The sequence below is a fragment of the Kitasatospora sp. NPDC051702 genome (assembly GCF_040681575.1).
In the GTDB taxonomy this organism is placed as follows: Bacteria; Actinomycetota; Actinomycetes; order Streptomycetales; family Streptomycetaceae; genus Kitasatospora.
In genome coordinates this window covers 103949-121623 of the sequence record NZ_JBFAZB010000018.1, presented here as the reverse complement: position 1 = coordinate 121623, position 17675 = coordinate 103949, and the positions used below count along the sequence as shown (strand labels likewise).

Below are 17675 nucleotides of genomic sequence, written 5' to 3'. Positions count from 1 at the left end.
GGTACGGACCGATGGCACAGGACGTGTCGGCGCAACTCGCCGACCTGACACCGGACCAGCGGGAGCTGCTGCGGTTGCGGCTGGCCGGGCGCGAACGGCGCCCGGAGCGGTTGCCGCTGTCGTTCACCCAGGAACAGCTCTGGTTCCTCGACCGGATGGACCCGGGCACCGCCGTCTACAACGTGCCGTTCGCCCTGGAGCTGGACGGGCCGCTGGACCGGGACGCGCTCGCCGCCGCCCTGAACGCCGTGGTGGCCCGGCAGGAGGCGCTGCGGCTGGTCTTCGCCGAGGACGACGACGGGCCCCACCAGTACGTCCTGCCCGCGGCCGAGGTCCCGCTGCCGGTGGTGGACCTGCGGGGGCTGCCCGCCGAGGAGCGCGCGGCGCGGGCCGACCGGACCGCCGCCGAACACGGCCTGGTCGCCTTCGACCTGACCCGCGGCCCCCAGCTCGCCGCCTGCCTGCTGGCCCTGGCCGACGACCGGCACCGGCTGCTGGTGACCGTCCACCACATCGTCTACGACGCGTGGTCCGGCGACGTCTTCGCCACCGAACTGGTCGAGCACTACCGCCGGTTCGCCGAGGGCACGCCGGTGGACCTGCCGGTGCTGCGCACCGGCTTCGCCGACCACGCCCGCGGCCAGCGCGAACCGGCCGCGCTCGCCGCCCTGGAGGAGCACCTGGCGTACTGGCGGGAGCGGCTGGCCGACGCCCCGCTCACCAGCACGCCGCGCCCGGACCGCCGCCGCCCGCCGGTGCAGACGCACCGCGGCGGCCGGCACGTCCGGGCCTTCCCGGCCGAGCTGACCGCGGCGATGACCGCACTGGCCCGGGAGGCCGGGGTCACCTTCAACGCCGTCGCCCTCGCCGGGTTCGGCGCTGCGCTGTCGCAGCACACCGGCCACCGCGACCTCGTCCTCGGCACCCCCGCCGCCGGGCGGCCGCGGGTCGAACTGGAGCCGCTGATCGGCTCCTTCGCCAACATGCTGGTGCTGCGGATCGACCTGTCCGGCGATCCCTCCGTGCGCGAGGCCGTCCGCCGAGCCCACCGGACGACCGGCGAGGCCTACCGGCACCAGGACGTGCCCTACGCGCGGGTGGTCGAGGAGGTCGCGCCGCCCCGCGACCCCGGCATCAACCCGCTGTTCCAGGTGCTGTTCACCGTCACCGACGCCGGCGCCGCCGAGCTCTCCGCGGCGGGCGTGCGGTTCTCCCCGCTGCCGGTGGACAATCGGCTCACCGACTTCGACCTGTTCGTGACGCTGTCCCGGCGGGCGGGCCGGGACGAACTGGTCGTCGACTACAACGCCGACCTCTACCTCGCCGGCACCGTCGAGCGCCTCGCCGAACGGGTGGCCGCCGTGCTGGCGGACATGGTGCGGGCGGCCGACGAGCCGCTGCACGCCCTGCCCTCGACGGCCCGCGCCACCGTCGCCGTCGGCGCCACCTTGACCGCCGACCTGATCGCCGACCCGCTGCGGCTCTGGCTGGACCTGCGGCAGGCCCCCGCCGACGTCCGGCTCGCGCCCTACGGCCAGCTCGTCCAGCACCTGCTGACCCCGGACGACGCGGCCGTCACCGTCGGTCTGCTGCGCTGGGAGGACTGGCTGCGCCGGTCCGCCGGGGACGCCGATCCGGCCGCGGTGCTGGACGCGGCCATGCGGGACTTCGAGGCCGCCGTCGCGGGCTACCGCCGCCGCACCGGCGCACCGCTGGTCCTGCTGCGCTGCCCCGCCTCCCCGGCCGCCGCCGAACGCGGCTGGAGCGGCCTGTTCGCCCGGCTGGACGACCGGCTGGCCGCACTGCGGCACGCGGTGCCCGGGGTGTCCGTCGACTGGGTCGAGGAGCACCCGTACCCGGTGCCGCACGACCCGGTGACCGACCGGATCGGCCACATCCCCTACCCGCCCGAGTACTTCGCCGCGCTGGCCGGGCTGGTCGCGCGGCGGCTGCCGGCCCCGGAGCCCGAGCCCGAGCGGGCCGCCTGCGCGGCCGCCCTGCTGGACGACCCGGCCGAGGCGGCCGCCCGGGTGGCCCCGCGCGCGGTGCGGGCCGGCGACGGCGCGGCGCCCGGCCGTGAGCCGGGCACGCCCACCGAGGTCAGGCTGGCGCAGATCTGGCGGGAGGTCCTGCGGGTCGCCGAGGTCGGCGCCGACTCGGACTTCTTCGCGCTCGGCGGGCACTCCCTGCTGGCCACCCAATTGCTCTCTCGGCTGCGCCGCGAGTTCGGCCGGGAGGTGTCGCTGTACTCCCTGTTCACCCACCCGACCCTGGCCGGGCTGGGCGCGGTGCTCGACGCCGCCGAGGGCGCGGCGGCGGAGGCGCTGGAGCCCGCGCCGCCCGGGGCGCAGCCCGTCGCCTCCTCGATCCAGCAGCGCCTCTGGGCGACCAGCCGGCTGGACAGCGAGGACGCCCGGCACAACACGATGTCCGCGATGACGCTGCACGGCCCGCTGGACGTCGCGGCGCTGGAGCGGGCGGTCGAGGAGGTGGTGCGCCGGCACGAGGCGCTGCGCACCACGTTCACCGAGCACCGCGGCCTGCCGGTGCCGGTGGTCCACCCCCGGCTGCCGGTCTGGTGCGAGCCGGTCGACCTGACCGGCCCGGCCGGCGGCGACCGGGAGCGGGCCGTCGCCGAGCGGATCGAGCGGCTCGCGGCGCACCCGTACTCGCTCGCCGACGGCCCCCTGGTGCGGGTCGAGCTGCTGCGCACCGCGCCGGAGGAGCACCGGCTGCTGATCGGGATGCACCACATCGTCTGCGACAGCACCTCCTGGGGGATCCTGCTGGACGAGCTGTCGGTGCTCTACGGCGCGTACACCGCGGGGCGGCCGTCCCCGCTGCCGGAGCCCGTGCTGCAGTTCGGCGACTTCGCCCACGACCAGCAGCGGTGGCTGGCCGGGCCGGAGGTCGAGACCCACACGGCGTTCTGGCGGGAGCGGCTGCGCGGCGCGCCGGCCCCGGTGGAACTGCCCGGCGACGTCCCGCCCGGGGCCGCGGGCACCGGGGCCGCGGGCACCGGGGCCGCCGGAGCGGACGGCACGGAGGAGGGCGTCGCCGGGCGGGCCGGGCGGCTGTTCCCGGCCGAGCTCGGCACGGCCGTGCGCGACCTGGCCAGGGCCGAGGGCGTCACCCCGTACAGCGTGCTGCTCACGGTGTTCGCGGTGCTCCTGCAGCGCGAGTCCGGCCGGAGCGACCTGGTCATCGGGATGCCGACGACCGGCCGGGACCGGGCCGAACTGCAGGGCGTGGTCGGCTGCTTCGCCGACCTCCTGCCGCTGCGCCTGGACCTCTCCGGCGACCCGGCGTTCCGCCGGCTGGTCCGCCGTCTGCACGCGGGCGTCAAGGACGCCCAGGCGCACCAGCGCCTGCCCTTCCCGAAGATCATGGAGGCGCTGCGGCTGCCCCGCGACTCCTCCCGGCACCCCCTGCGCTGCGTGCTCAACTACGCCGACGCCCCGGACGAGCCGCCGACGCTGCCCGGCCTCACCGTGGAGCCGCTGCCGGCCGGCCCGGCCGGTGCGGACTTCGACGTGCTGTTCACCGTGGACTGGCAGGGCGACCGGCTGGAGGCCGACTTCACCTACTCGGCCGAGCTGTTCAGCCACGGGCGCGCGGAGGCGGTGGTCGCCCGGTTCGGCGAGCTGCTGGCCGACCTGGTCGCCGCGCCGGACACGGTGATCGCCACGGACCGCCAGCCGGCCGCCGACCGGCCCGTCCAGCGGATCGGCGTGGCCTCCTCCTTCCCCACCGGGGAGCTCGGGGCGACCCTCGGCTTCTGGTCCGGGCTGCTCGGCGAACCCGCCCTGGAGGTGTCCGCGGCGCCGCCGGGCCAGGTGCGCCGGCCGCTGCTCGACCCCGACGGGCCGTTCCGGGCGAACGGGCTGGACGTGCTGCTGCTGCGCTGGGAGGACCTGCTGCCCGGCACCCCCGCCCGGCCCGACGGCGCCCCGGCCCTGCCGGCCGGCGTCGCCGCCCTGGAACGGGCGCTGGCGGAGCTCGCGGCGGCGGTCGGCGCCCACCGGGACCGGACGGACGGCGAGCTGGTGCTCGGCCTCTGCCCCGCCTCGGCGGCCTACGCCGACGACCGCTGGGCCGGGGTGTTCGGCGGCCTGTCCGACCGGCTCACCGCCTTCGCCGCGACCCTGCCGGGCGTGCACGTGCTGACGATGGACCGCTGGGCCCGCCGCTACGGCCTCGGCGCACCCCACCCGGGACGGGACGGCCTGCCCTACTCCGCAGCCTTCGAGACGGTGCTCGGCACGGTCGTCGCCCGGCTGGCCGGCCGGCAGCGGCACCGGCCGGTGGACACGGTGGCGGCCGACCCCTGCGCCTTCGGGCCGGAGCTCGTCCCGCTGCTGCGCGAACAGCTCGGCCACGGCCGGGAGGTGGTGCTGACGGCGCCGCCGTCGCTGCCGGAGCTGGACGCGCTGGTCGCCGTCGGCGCCGTACGGGTGGGCGGGGCCCCGGAGGGCGCCGTGCTGCTGGACCCGGCGGTGGCCCCGGCGCACCTGTGGCCGCTCGACGCACCCTTCCCCGGCCCCTCGGGGCGGCCGTCGCAACGGCTGTCGCCGGGCTTGGGGCAGGGCCCGTCGCAGGGCCTGACACCGGGCCTGGCGCAGGGCCCGTCGGGAGGCCCGTCGCCGCTCCCGCCCCTGCCGCCCGAGCTGCTCGCCGACATCGCCACCGGGCTGGCCACGGCCGAGGACGTCGCCGACGCCGTCCGCACGGGAGCGCGCCGCCCGGCCCGGCGCACCGCGGCCGCCCCGCGCACCGAACGGGAGCGGGCCCTGGCCGCGATCTGGGCCGAGGTCCTGCACCTGGGCGAGGTCGGCATCCACGACGACTTCTACGAGCTCGGCGGGGACTCCCTGCTGGCCATCACCGTGGCCTTCCACGCGGCGGAGGCCGGCATCCGGCTGTCCGCCCGGCAGCTCACCGAGCGCCGCACCATCGCCGAACTGGACCTGGACGCCGCGGCGCCCACCACCGGGCACGAGGTCGCCGAGGGCGAGGTGCCGCTGACGCCGGCCCAGCTCTGGTGGTTCGAGTCGGTCGCCACCACGATGGCCGAGCCCTCCTGGTTCAACCACCCGTACTACCTCGACCTGCTGCGGCCGGTCGCGGTGGAGCACCTGCGGGAGGCGGTGCGGCTGCTCGCCGACCACCACGGTTCGCTGCGGCTGCGGTTCCGCCGCACGGAGGACGGCACGCTGCGCCAGCACCACGCCGATCCGGCCGACGCCGTCCCCTTCGCGAGCCACGACCTGTCCGCGGCCGCCCCCTCGGAGCAGGACGAGGCGATGCTCGCGCTGGCCGCCGCGGCGCAGCGCACCCTCGACCTCACCGAAGGGCCGACCTGCCGGGTGCTGCACTTCGCGACCGGCCCGGACCGCCCGGACCGCCTGCTGATCATCGCCCACCACCTGGTCGTGGACGCGATCTCCCGCGACCTGCTGCTCGGCGACCTGCGGACCCTGTGCACCCGGCTCGCGAACGGCGAGCCGCCGCGGCTGCCCGCCCGGACCACCGCGTACAGCACCTGGGCCCGCCGGCTGTCCGCGCACGACCTGAGCGGCGAACTGCCGCACTGGCTGGCGCAGACCTCGGCGGCGGCCACCCTGCCGCCGCCGGACCACCCCGACGGCGTCACCACGCTCGCCGCCGGCGCGATGACCAGCACCACCCTGACCACCGAGCAGACCGACGGCCTGCACGAGGCGGTCCGCCGGCTGCGGGTCAACGTCCGCGACCTGCTCGTGTGGAGCGTCGCCGAGGCGGCCGCCGCCCGCGCCGGGACGGACGAGTGCCTGCTCGCCACCACCGGGCACGGGCGCGAGCACCTCTTCGCCGACGTCGACCTGAACCGGACCACCGGGTGGTTCCAGGTGATGTACCCCGCGCTCCTGCGGCTGCCGGAGACCGCCGACCCGGGAGCCCGGGCGGCGGCCGTCGCCCGGCAGCTGGCGCGGGTGCCCAACAACGGCATCGGCTACGGCGTCCTGCGCTTCGCCGGGCCGGACCGGGAGGTCCGCGCGCGGCTGGCCGCACTCGTCCAGCCCCGGATCGCCGTCAACTACATGGGCAACTTCGGGTTCGACGAGGTCGCCCGGGCCGACGACCTGTTCGAGGTCTGTGACGCCCCCTACGGCGAGACCGACGACGGCGTCGGCCGCTGGCCCTACGACCTGGACGTCGGCGGCGTGATCGTCGGCGGCCGGCTCCGGCTCGACGTCGGCTACGCCACCACCGTCTACGCGGCCGGGACGGCGCGGGAGTTCCTCGACGAGCTCCGCGCCCGCCTGGTCGGCCTGATCGGCCCGACCGGCTGAGCCCTCCGACCAACACCAGTGGAAGGACCTGCACGACCATGCGACGTCCAACCGGATTCGCGGCATTCGCCGTGCTGTGGTGCGGTCAGTTCCTGTCCGTCGTCGGCACGCGGATGACCAACTTCGCGGTCAGCGTCTGGATCTGGGACCGAACCGGCAGCACCACCCAGTTCACCCTGAGCCTCTTCTTCGCCTTCGCCTCGACGGTGCTCTTCAGCCCGGTCGCCGGCGCGTTCATCGACCGCTGGAACCGCCGGGTGACGATGATGATCTCCGAGCTCGGCTCGGCGGTCGCCACCGGGGCGCTGCTGATCCTGTTCCTGAGCGGGTCGACCAGCATGTGGCCGCTCTACCTGGTCAACTTCGTCACCGGCGCGTTCGTCGCGTTCCAGGTGCCGGTGTTCCAGGCCACCATCACCCTGATGATGGAGCGCGGGAACTACGCCCGGGCCAACGCGATGATGTTCGCGGTGCGTTCGACCCCCGAGCTGTTCGCCCCGCTGCTGGCCGCCCTGCTGCTCACCGTCACCAGCATCAGCACGATCCTGCTGGTGGACACCCTCTCCTACGCCTTCGCCATCGGCACCGTGCTGCTGGTGGCCCTCCCGGCCACCCCGGACCGGCCCGACGGCGCCGCGTCGACCTTCTGGCAGGACTGCCAGTTCGGCTTCCGCTACATCCTGCGCAGCAGACCGCTGCGCAACCTGGAGGCCTTCCTGGTCGTCATCAACGTGCTCGCCTCGACCGGCTACCTGCTGCTGCGGCCCATGGTGCTGGCCAGGACCGGGGACAGCGCGGACTCGCTGGCGCTGGTGCTGTCCACCGGGGCCATCGGCGGCATCGCGGGCACCGTCCTGGTGGCGGCGCTGAAGTCCCCGCGGGACAAGATGATGTTCGTGCTCTGGGCCACCGTCGCGTTCAGCGTCGTCGGCCGGATCCTGTACGGCATCACCGACCTGGTGCTGTTCCTCGGCGTCGCCCTGATCGTCGTGCACCTGTGCATCCCGATCATCGACGGCTACACCAACACGGTCTGGCAGGAGAAGGTCGAACCGCACGTCCAGGGCCGGGTGTTCGCGGCCCGGCAGTTCGTCGAGGAGCTGTCCATCCCGATCGCCACCCTGGTGGCCGGACCGCTCGTCGACCACGTCCTCGGCCCGTGGATGGAGCCGGGGGCGCAGGGCGCGCGGATCTTCGGCGGCCTGGTCGGCACCGGGCAGGCCGGCGGCATCGGCCTGGTCTTCGTCGGCATCGGCGTGGCCGGCACCGTGCTCGCGCTCGGGGCGTTCCTGATGCCCAGCATCCGGCGCATCGAGAGCGTCCTGCCGGACGCCGCGGCGGAGCCCGCGCTCGAACCGGCCGGCGGCCCGGCCGGGGACGGCGCGGACCTGGCGGTGGCGCCGTGACCGCCGCCGCCGAACCCGCCCGCCTGCACGCGCTCGTCGCCGAGGTCCTCGACCTCGACCCGGCGGCCGTCACCGACGAGGACGGCCCCGCCACCCTGCCCGAGTGGACCAGCCTGCGCCACCTCCAGCTGGTGGTGACGCTCGAGGAGGTCTACCGGGTCTCCTTCGCCTACGAGGAAGTGAGAAACGTGCCGACCATCGGCCGGCTGCGCACGGTGCTGCGCGCCAAGGGGGTGCCGGCATGACCGCGCCCACCCCGTACCGCATCCGCACCGCCTGGCGGGAGCTGTCCCGCACCGGCCCGGCCCCGGTGCTGCGGATCGGCCTGCTCGCCAGCTACACCGTCGACCAGCTGCTGCCCTACCTCGGCGTGCCGCTGCACGAGGCGGGGCTGCCGGCCCGGTTCCGGGTCGGCCCGTTCGACCAGATCGTCCGCCAGTGCCTGGACGACCGGGGGGAGACGGCCGCCGGCGAACCGGACGTGCTGATCCTGGCGCCCCGCTTCGAGGAGCTCGGCCCGGCCGGACCGCGGTGGACGACGGACCTGCTGGCCGTCGCCGACGCCGCCCGCACCGCCGCCGAGCGCTGGGCGGGCACCGTCGTCCTGGTGCTGCCCGCGCTGCCGGACGAACCGGACCTCGGGATCGGCGACGCCGGCTCGCCGACCGGGAGCACCGCCCTGGCCACCCGGGCCAGGGAGGCCGTCCGGGCCCGGCTGGCTGCCCTGCCCGGCGTGCTGGTCGCCGACGCCGAGGACGCCGTCCGGGAGGTCGGGGCCGGGCAGGCGCACCACCCCACGATGTTCCGGCTCGCGAAGGTGCCCTACACGGAGGAGCTGTTCGCCCGGCTCGGCGCCCGGATCGCCCGGCTGCTGATCGGCCGCTTCGGTGCCGGCGTGCGCGCCGTCGCGCTCGACGCGGACGGGCTGTCCGGCGGGGCGGCCGCGGCCCTGCGCGGCCCGCTGCGGGCGCTGCGCCGCGCCGGCACCCGGGTGGGCCTGTGCGCCACCGACGAGGCCGTCTGGCCGGCGCTCGCCAAGGAGTGCCCGGAGCTCGTCGCCGCGGTGGACGCGGCCGTGATCGGCCCCGGGCCGATCGACGAGCGGCTGGCCGGGGTCGCCGCGGCCCTCGACCTGCCGGTGCGGGCGGTGGCGCTGGTGACGACGGACGCTGGCCTGCGCCCGGGGGCGTCGGTGCTGCTCGGCGAGCAGCCCGACGGCTGGGCCGGCACGCTGGCCGCGGCCGGGCTGTTCGACCGCCCGGCACCGCCGGCCGTGCCGCCGGCCCCGGAGCCGCTGGGGCCGGAGGAGCCGGTGGCGGGCTCGGCGGCCGGGTCGGTGGCGGCCTCGGGGGCCGGGTCCGCGGCCGTGTCGCTGGAGGGGTTCGTGGCCGGCCTCCAGGTGGTCGTGGACGTCCGGCCGGTGGCCGGGCAGCTGGACGCGGTGGCCGAAGTGGTCGCCCGCGCCAAGGACTTCACCCTCGGCAACGAGCAGGACGCGGAGGACCTCGCCGGGTACGCCGGGGAGCTGCTGGCCGTGTCGGTGCGCGACCGGTTCGGCGACTACGGCCTCAGCGGCGCCGTCGGGCTGCGCCGCGCCGACGGCGTGTGCACGGTCGACCTGTTCTCGCTCTCCTGCCCGGTGCTCGGCCGGCGCGTCGAGGACGAGGTGCTGGGCGAGGTGGTCCGCCGGGCCGAGGGCGCCGACGTGGTGTTCCGCTACCGGGAGACCGGGCACAACGGCGCCGCGGTGGCCTTCCTGCGGGCGCTGCCCGGGACCGGCGGCACCGGCGCCGGGCAGTCGGCCCGGCTGCACGCCCTGACCTGGGACGCCCCCGCACCGGCGGCCGGACCGGCGGCGGCCGGCGTGCGCTTCGGCGTCGTCGCCCTCGGCGAGTCGCTGCCCGAGGCCTGCTCCGTCGCCGAGCTGGCGCCCTCGTACACCGCCGACCTGGACCGGATCCGCGGCTGGGGCTACCGCTCCTTCCACCGCGCGCCCGACGGGACCGGCCTCACCGACCTCGCCGTCGAGGCCGGCGAACGCGCCCTGGCCGAGGCCGGGGTCGCCGCCGAGGAGGTCGACCTGGTCGTGCTGGCCGTCGCCGACCTCGCCGAGTACCTGTACTGGGACCCGGCGGCCGCCACCCAGGCCCGGCTCGGCGCGCGCCGGGCCGAGGCGGTGCTGGTCAACCAGGCCTGCGGCGGCGGCGTCGCCGCCTTCGACCTGGTCGCCGGCCGGTTCGCCGTCCACCCGGACTACCGGACGGCCCTGCTGATCGGCGCCAACCGGGTCTGCGAGCCGTACTGGAACCGGATGGAGATCAACACCAGCGTCTACTCCGACGGCGCGGCCGCGGCCGTGCTCCGCCGCGACCACGGCGGCTGCCGCTGGCTGGCCACCGAGACCATCACCGACGGCGACTACGCGGACTTCATGCGGATGGACGTCGGCGGCGCGGCCGAGCCGTTCCGCGCCGGGGCCGCCGAGCAGCCGGGCGTGCGCAACCCGCAGGACCGGCTGGACGACTTCTTCCGGGGCGACGTGCGCGCCATGTACCGGTTCGTGTCGATGATCCGCAGCCGCGGCCGCGAGGTCGTCGACCGGGCCTGCGCGAGGGCCGGCGTCGACCGCCGGGACCTGCGCCGGGTGATCCACTTCAACGACAACGGCCGGCAGCTCGCCGACCTCGCCAGGGACCTCGGCGTCCCCGTCGAGCGGACCAACGTGGAATCCGCCCTGGACCACGGCCACATCGGCTGCGCCGACCAGCTGGTGACGCTGCGCCGGCTGCTCGCCGCGGGCGAACTCGCCACCGGGGACCTGGTGGCCCTGACCAGCACGAGCAGCGGCATGCACTGGGTGTGCACGCTGCTCCAGGTGTGAGAGACGGAGACGACATGGACACCGACGAGACCGTCCTGGCCCGGATCCGCGCGCTCCGGGACGAGGACGCGCCGCCCGACCCCGGGCTGCCCGCCGCCCTGGCCGCGCTGAGCGCGCCCACGGCACTGCGCGACGCCGGCCGCCTGCTGGCCGGCGTCGCCCCGGAACGGGTCGTGCCGCCCGGCCGGGCGCCACGGCCGCTGCGGATCGCGATCGCCGCCACCTTCACCGCCGAGAACGTCGAACCGCTGCTGCGGGTCGAACTGCTGCGGGCCGGCATCGCGCCGGAGATCCACGTCAGCGGCTACGACCAACTGCTCGTCCAGCTCACCGACCCGGGCTCCGAGCTGGCCCGCTTCGCCCCCGACGTCACCCTGTGCCTGCTGCACGACGAGGCGCTGCTTCCCGCCGACTGGGACCCGTCCGACCTCGCCACGCTGACCGGTCCGGCCGGCGAGCGGCTGGCCATGCTGGAACAGGCGGTGACCGGCTTCGCCGAGTCCTCCGGCGGCGCCGTGGTGCTGCACACCGTGCCGCTCGCCCGCTCCCGGCAGCGGCGCGTGATCGGCTACTCCGCCCGGGCCGGACTGGGCGCGGCCTGGCGGGACGTCAACCGCCGCCTGCTGGAGCTGGCCGGGCGCCACCCGGCCGTCCACGTCCTGGACTTCGAGGCGCTGCTGGTCGACCACCCCGGCCCGGTGCGGGACGAGCGGCTGCACCGCTTCGCCGGCATGGCCTGGACCTTCGGGGTGGAGGCGGAGTACGCCCGGGAGGCCGCCGCGCTGTGCCGGGCGGCGGCCGGCCTCGGCCGCAAGCTGCTCGTGGTCGACCTCGACAACACGCTGTGGGGCGGCGTCCTGGGGGACGACGGCCCCGAGGGCCTGCAGATCGGCGGCGGCTACCCCGGGAACTGCTACACCGAGCTGCAGCGCGGCCTGCTGGCGCTGCGGCGCCAGGGCGTGCTGCTCGCCGTGTGCAGCAAGAACGAGCGGTCCGCGGTGGACGAGGTGCTCGCCACGCACCCCGAACTCCTGCTGCGGCCGGACGACTTCGTGGCCAGGGCCGCCAACTGGGGCCGCAAGGACCACAACATCCGGCAGATCGTGCAGACCCTCAACCTGGGCCTGGACAGCGTCGTCTTCGTCGACGACAGCCCGTTCGAGTGCGACCTCGTCGCCCGGGAGATCCCGGAGGCCCGGGTGGTCCGGCTGGGCGGGGATCCGGCGGGGCACCTCGCGGCCGTCCTGGAGCCGCAGTTCTTCGGCGCGCTGACGACGACCGCGACCGACCGGGAGCGCACCGGCCTGTACCGGGCCCGTGCCGAGCGGGAGGAGTTCGCGGAGTCCTTCGCCTCCGCCCACGACTACCTGGCCGGCCTCGGACTGCGGGTCACCGTCACCCCGGCCGACGAGTTCGACCTGCCCAGGATCATCCAACTCGCCGCCCGGACAAACCAGTTCAACCTCAACCCGGGAGCGCACGGCGAGCGCGGCACCCGGGCGGCGGCCGCCTCGCCCGACCACCTGCTGCTCGGCTTCGAGGTCGCGGACCGGTTCGGCCGCGAGGGGCTGGTCGGCGCGGCCTGGATCGCCACGGGGCCGGACGCCTGGCTCGTCGAGAACTTCGTGATGAGCTGCCGGGTCTTCTCCCGCGGGGTCGAGCACGCCGTCCTCGCCCACCTGGCCGGCCTCGCCCGGGCCGGCGGCGCCACCACCCTGCACGCCGACTACCGCCGCGGCGACCGGAACGGACCGGCCGCCTCGCTGCTGGAGTCCTTCACCCCGATCGGCGGCCCCGCGGCCCCCGGCGACCCGACCCGCTACGCGCTCGACCTCACCGCGGCCGACGTGGCCGCACCCGACTGGATCGTCCTGGACGGAAGGGAGCCCTCCCATGTCTGAAACCACCGGAACCACCGGAACCACCGGCACTGCCGGCAGCACCGGCACCACCCGCACCGCCGACGTCACCGGCGCGCTCGTCGGCCTCGTCGAACGGGTCACCGGGCTGCCCGGCCTCTCCCCGGCCTCGCGCTTCCAGCAGCTCGAGAACTGGACCAGCCTGGCCGCACTGCGGCTGCTCACCGACGTCGAGGACGCCTTCGGGGTCCAGCTCGACCTGCGCACCTACTTCGCGGTCGCCGACGTCGCCGGACTCGGGGGCCTCGTGACCGCCGCGCTGGCGGACCGGTGATCCGCCGCATCGACCACGTCGGGATGGTGGCGGCGGACCTCGGGTCCGCGGCCACCGGCCTGCGGATGCTCACCATGAGCCCGGACGCCACCGACGCGGTCGCCACCTACGACGTCACCTGCCAGTTCTGGCGCCGCGCGGGCGACCCGACCGCGATCGAGATCGTCACCCCGTCCGGCCCGGCCAGCCAGGTCACCGGACACCTGGCCCGTAGCGGGCCGGGCCTGCACCACGTGGCCTTCGAGGTCGACGACATCACCGCCGAACTGGCCGCGCTGAGCGCCCGCGGCGCGGTGCTGGTCGACGACGAGCCCCGCCCGGGCGGCCGGCCCGGGCTGCGCATCGCCTTCGTCCACCTCGGCCCGGCCACCGGCCTGCTGGTCGAGCTGGTGGAGTACGCGGACCGCCGGGAGGTGCGGTCGTAGGGCCCGCCGTCACCCCGAGGGGCGGCCGCCGCCGGCCAGGTCCTCCAGGACGGCCCGGGCCGCGTTGTGGCCCGGGATGCCGCTGACGCCCCCGCCGCGCACCGCCCCCGCCCCGCAGAGCAGCACGTCGGGGCGGGCGGTCGCCACGCCCCAGCGGGCGGCGGCGGTGCCGGCGGTGTCGGCGGTCTCGGTGCGGTACGGGAAGGCGAGGTCCCGGTGGAAGATGTGGCCGCCGGGCAGGCCGAGCTCCCGCTCCAGCTCGGGCGGCGTCCTGGCCTCCAGGCAGGGGCGGCCGGCGGAGTCGGTGGCCAGGCAGTCGGCGAGCGGTTCGGCGAGCACCTCGTCCACCTGGGCCAGCGCGGCGGCCAGGGCACGGTCCTTGGCGGCCGGGTCGGTGAACAGCCGGGCGGGCAGGTGCAGGCCGAACAGGGTCAGGGTGTGCAGGCCCTGGCGGAGCGCCTCGGGGCCGAGGACGGAGGGGTCGGTCAGGGTGTGGCAGTAGATCTCCGAGGGCGGTGCGCCGGGCATCCGGCCGGCCGCCGCCTCGGTGTGGGCGGTCTCCAACTGCCGGTAGCCCTCGGCGATGTGGAAGGTTCCCGCGAAGGCCTCCCGGGGGTCCGCGGCGGGGTCGCGCAGCCGGGGCAGCCGGCAGAGCACCATGTTGACCTTCAGCTGGGCACCCTCGGGGGCGGGCCCGGGGTGCTCGCCGAGCAGCCGGGCGAGCGTCGCCGGGGCGGCGTTGACCAGCACCCGGCGGCCCACCGCGACCGCCTCGCCGCCCTGGTGGCGGTAGCCGACCTCGGCGTCGCCGCGGCCGTCGGTGGCGATGCCGGTGACCTCGCAGCCGGTGCGGATCGTGGCGCCGGCCGCCAGCGCCGCCCCGGCCAGCGCCCCGGTGACGGCGCCCATCCCGCCGACCGGGACGTCCCAGTCGCCGGTCCCGTTGCCGATCACGTGGTAGAGGAAGCACCGGTTCTGGCGCAGTGACGGGTCGTGGGCGTGGGTGAAGGTGCCGATCAGCGCGTCGGTGAGGACGACGCCGCGCACCAGGTCGTCGGCGAAGGTCCGCTCGATCGTCTCGCCGAGCGGCCGTTCGAACACGGAGGTCCAGGCGTCCTCGTCGGCGACCCGCCGGCGCAGTTCGGCGCGGGTGGGCAGCGGCTCGGTGAGGGTGGGGAACACCCGCCGGGCGAGCCGCCCGGTCGTCTCCTGGAAGCGCTGCCAGGCCTCCCACTCCCGGTCCGTGCCGGTCAGGGCCCGGAACGAGTCCCGGGTGCGCCCGGGGTCGGACGCGTCCACCAGCAGCCCGGTGGGCTTGCCGTCCCGGACGGCGGGCGTGTACGAGGAGATCCGCCGCCGCCGCAGCTCCAGCCGCAGCCCCAGGTCGGTGACCACCTTCCGGGGCAGCAGGCTCACCAGGTACGAGTAGCGCGACAAGCGGGCGTCCACGCCCGCGAAGGCGCGGGTGGAGACCGCGGCCCCGCCCACCCGCGGCAGCCGTTCCAGCACGAGCACCCGCAGCCCGGCGCGGGCCAGGTAGGCCGCCGAGACCAGTCCGTTGTGCCCACCGCCGACGATCACGACGTCGTACCGGGGTGACGCGTTCGTGTTCATCCGGCCACGCTACGCCACCCCGGCGGCCGCGGACAGGGTGCCCGGCGACGCGACCGGGCTCCCCCGCGGAGGTGCGCGGGGGAGCCCGGTCGGCGGGGGGAGCCCGGTGCGGGCCGGCCGGTCAGCGGCCGCCGCGGACGATCTCCACCGAGAACCCGCGGTCGGTGGGCAGGGAGGGCGTGCGGATGTGCGTCACCCCGGTCGCCGGGTCGTGGTACCAGCCCGAGGGGGCGGCGTCGAGCGCGGCCGCCGAGTCCAGCCGGGGCAGCGGGCCGCCCCGGGTGACGACCAGGCGCGGGGCGTCCTGGCCGTGCACGGTGAAGCGGTAGGAGCGGGCGGCCGGCTTGCCGGCGTACGTCCCCGTGCTGGCGCCGACCCGGACGCTGGTGATGGCGCGGTCGGCGTGCACGTCGACCCGCTGCGTCGCCGAGGAGCCGGCGGCGAACTGCCGGGTGACGCCGTCGTCCTCGTACAGCGTGTACGAGGAGTCGCCCTTCGGGTAGAGGTCGTAGTCGAGCTCGCCGCGGTCGCGGTCCTGCCAGGAGAGCGTGCCCTTGGGCCACATCGGGACGATGGCGCCCCCGCGGACGAACAGCGGCAGGGTGTCCAGCGGGGCGGCGTAGCCGTCGATCGTGGTGGGGCCCTGGTAGGTGCGTCCGGTCCAGTAGTCGGTCCAGGTGCCCTCGGGCAGGTAGATGCCGTTGCGCACCGAGGTGTCGGAGTAGACCGGGGCGACCAGGAAGTCCGGCCCGGCGAGGAACTCGTAGGTGGCGTTCGGGCCGAGGGCGGCCGGGTCGTGCGGGTACTCGAGGGCGAGCGGGCGCACGGCGCCGACGCCGGTCCGGGTGGCCTCCGCGGACAGGGTGTACATGTAGGGCAGCAGCCGCTCCTTCAGCTGCAGGTACTTGCGGTTGATCGAGGTGTAGGGCTCGCCGTCCAGCCAGGGCTGCTGGTCGCGCTGCTCCTTGCCGGTCATGTCGCGGGCCCAGCCGTCCATGGTCATGACGGTGGGCAGGAAGGCCTTCCACTGCAGGTCGCGGGTGTACATCTGCGGGTCGCGCCGGAAGATGGAGCCGATGTCGCCGGTGTTGTAGGCGATGCCGGACATGGTGGCGCCGGCGTAGGTGGGGATCTGCCAGCGGATGTAGTCCCAGGACAGGCTCTGGTCGCCGCTCCAGAGCACCCCGCAGCGCTGGGCGCCGGCCCAGGAGACCGGCAGCCAGACGAAGCCCCGGGCGTCGCTGCTGTCCTCGATGCCGGCCTTGGCCTGGTCGCAGGCGTTCAGGGCGAAGTCGTAGCCGTTGCCGACCCAGGCGACGTCGAGCTTGCGCACCCGGACGCCGGCCTTGACCTCGGCGGCCTGGTCGGGAAGGCCGTTCTGGGTCCAGAGGCCGAGCTGGGCGTGGTCCTTGCGCAGGCCCTCGCCGGTCCTGGCGAGGTCCTCGTAGCCGCAGCCGTAGCCGTCGTTGACGAGCATCCAGCCGAGCGGCATGCCGTGTTGGACGTAGCCGTCGGCGACCTTGAGCGCGTCCAGGGTGTGGCGCTCGCCGCGGTTGGCGTTGTGCAGGTAGCAGTCGGAGTCGCCGGGTTCCAGGCCGTAGACGGGCGGCATGAAGGGCTTGCCGACGAGGGCGGTGTAGCGGCCGATCACCGACTTGACGTCACCGGTGAAGTAGTAGGCGTCCAGGCGGCGTTCCTGCTGCCCGGTGTGCACGGGGGAGCCGAAGTCGTAGGTGCCGGGGGCGAAGGTGTTGCGGAAGACGCCGTAGCCGGCGGTGGAGACGTAGAACGGCTGGGAGTTGTTGTAGCCGCCCTCGTTCCAGTTCGAGCTGTTGGCGACGTGGATCGTCCGGTCGCGGTGGGAGAAGGAGCCGTTCTGCTCGCCGCCGCCGAAGAACTGCTCGTCGGGGCCGCGGACGAGGCTCTGCCGCAGCCCGCCGGTGCTCCAGCGCAGCGGGGCGGCCTCCTGCCAGAGGGCGGTGCGGTCGTCGGCCTTGTACAGGCCGAAGCGCAGCGGGTGCTTGTAGACCCGCAGCACCAGGCCGGGGGAGCGGATGCCGTAGTACGCGCCGGCGTCGAAGGTGCTCGTGTTCCGCTGGGGTGCGGGCTGGGTGCGGACGATGGTGCGGCCGGCCGGGTCGGTGAGGACGCCGTCGGGGGCGGCCTGCAGCCGGAGCTGGTCGTCGGCGAGGAAGTCCACCCGGGCCCTGAGCGCGCCGGCGGCGATGTCGTAGCCGCCCTGGGAGCCGGTGAGGGAGGTGAGGTCGCCGGCGTCGGCGGTCTGCGGCAGGTAGGCCCGGCCGGTGAAGGAGCCGCCGTGCACGTCGTAGGGGACGACCAGGACGTGGTAGGTGCCGGAGGCCTTCGGGATGACGGTGGCCTCGGGGTCGGCGGTGCCGGCGCTCTGGGCGACCTCCTTGCCGGCGTCGTCGTAGACGTACAGGTCGAAGTCGTCGGTGGGGTTCTGCCACTGCACGGAGACCGGGACGCCGCCCTCCGGGTTGTCGTCCCAGTAGCCGGCGGGGACGGTCACGGTCAGGTCGAAGCGGTCGCAGACGGCCCCGCCCGGGTCCTGGCCGGCGGGCGGGCAGGTGCCCGGGCCGCCGAGCGTCCCCTTGGCGTACTGGGCGCTCTGCCAGGTGACGCTCTGGTGGTCCTGGTCGAGGACGGCGGAGCCGGGGGTCGCGGCGCGGGCCGGCAGGGCGGGCCCGGCCACGGCGGCGATGCTGGTCAGGGCCACGCCGAGGGCGGCCCGGCGTAAGCGCTGGCGAACCTGGCGCACGGTGGGTTCTCCCGTCGATTGCGCAAGAGATGTTCACTTGCT

The 17675-nt window shown here is 75.7% G+C and carries 9 protein-coding genes; 7 read left to right on the top strand and 2 right to left on the bottom strand.

The genetic code is table 11. The annotated features are described in order from the left end of the window. Window positions 1–11: 11 nt before the first annotated feature. Genes AB0N04_RS17765 through AB0N04_RS17735 form a run of 7 tightly spaced genes read left to right on the top strand, consistent with a single transcriptional unit; the run spans window position 12 to window position 13237 of the window. Complete coding sequence (locus AB0N04_RS17765) at window positions 12–6332, top strand: condensation domain-containing protein (RefSeq protein WP_363364697.1); 6321 nt, start codon at window positions 12–14, stop codon at window positions 6330–6332. Between the two features lie 38 nt (window positions 6333–6370). Beyond that, entirely contained in the window at window positions 6371–7738 is a 1368-nt protein-coding gene (locus tag AB0N04_RS17760; RefSeq protein ID WP_360209556.1) for an MFS transporter, read from the top strand. After that, complete coding sequence (locus tag AB0N04_RS17755; protein ID WP_360209559.1) at window positions 7735–7983, top strand: acyl carrier protein; 249 nt, start codon at window positions 7735–7737, stop codon at window positions 7981–7983. Before AB0N04_RS17760 ends, AB0N04_RS17755 begins: the two co-directional genes overlap by 4 nt. Beyond that, window positions 7980–10619 (top strand): 3-oxoacyl-[acyl-carrier-protein] synthase III C-terminal domain-containing protein, encoded by a 2640-nt coding sequence (locus AB0N04_RS17750; RefSeq protein ID WP_360209562.1) that lies wholly within the window; start codon window positions 7980–7982, stop codon window positions 10617–10619. The genes AB0N04_RS17755 and AB0N04_RS17750 overlap by 4 nt, the downstream gene beginning before the upstream one ends. A 14-nt stretch (window positions 10620–10633) precedes the next feature. Then, window positions 10634–12520: an HAD-IIIC family phosphatase gene (locus AB0N04_RS17745; protein ID WP_360209565.1), complete on the top strand. Its 1887-nt coding sequence runs from the start codon at window positions 10634–10636 to the stop codon at window positions 12518–12520. Beyond that, the gene (locus AB0N04_RS17740; protein WP_360209568.1) at window positions 12513–12812 is read left to right on the top strand and encodes a phosphopantetheine-binding protein; all 300 of its coding nucleotides are present in this window, start codon (window positions 12513–12515) and stop codon (window positions 12810–12812) included. The genes AB0N04_RS17745 and AB0N04_RS17740 overlap by 8 nt, the downstream gene beginning before the upstream one ends. Then, window positions 12809–13237: a VOC family protein gene (locus AB0N04_RS17735; protein ID WP_360209571.1), complete on the top strand. Its 429-nt coding sequence runs from the start codon at window positions 12809–12811 to the stop codon at window positions 13235–13237. The genes AB0N04_RS17740 and AB0N04_RS17735 overlap by 4 nt, the downstream gene beginning before the upstream one ends. A 9-nt stretch (window positions 13238–13246) precedes the next feature. On the opposite strand, the gene AB0N04_RS17730 is transcribed toward AB0N04_RS17735, so the two are convergent. Next, on the bottom strand, window positions 13247–14851 hold the full coding sequence (locus AB0N04_RS17730; protein WP_360209574.1) for an NAD(P)/FAD-dependent oxidoreductase: 1605 nt from the start codon (window positions 14849–14851) through the stop codon (window positions 13247–13249). 121 nt (window positions 14852–14972) lie between these two features. Further along, window positions 14973–17633, bottom strand: a complete 2661-nt coding sequence (locus AB0N04_RS17725; RefSeq protein ID WP_360209577.1) for a TIM-barrel domain-containing protein — start codon at window positions 17631–17633, stop codon at window positions 14973–14975. Between the last annotated feature and the right edge of the window lie 42 nt (window positions 17634–17675).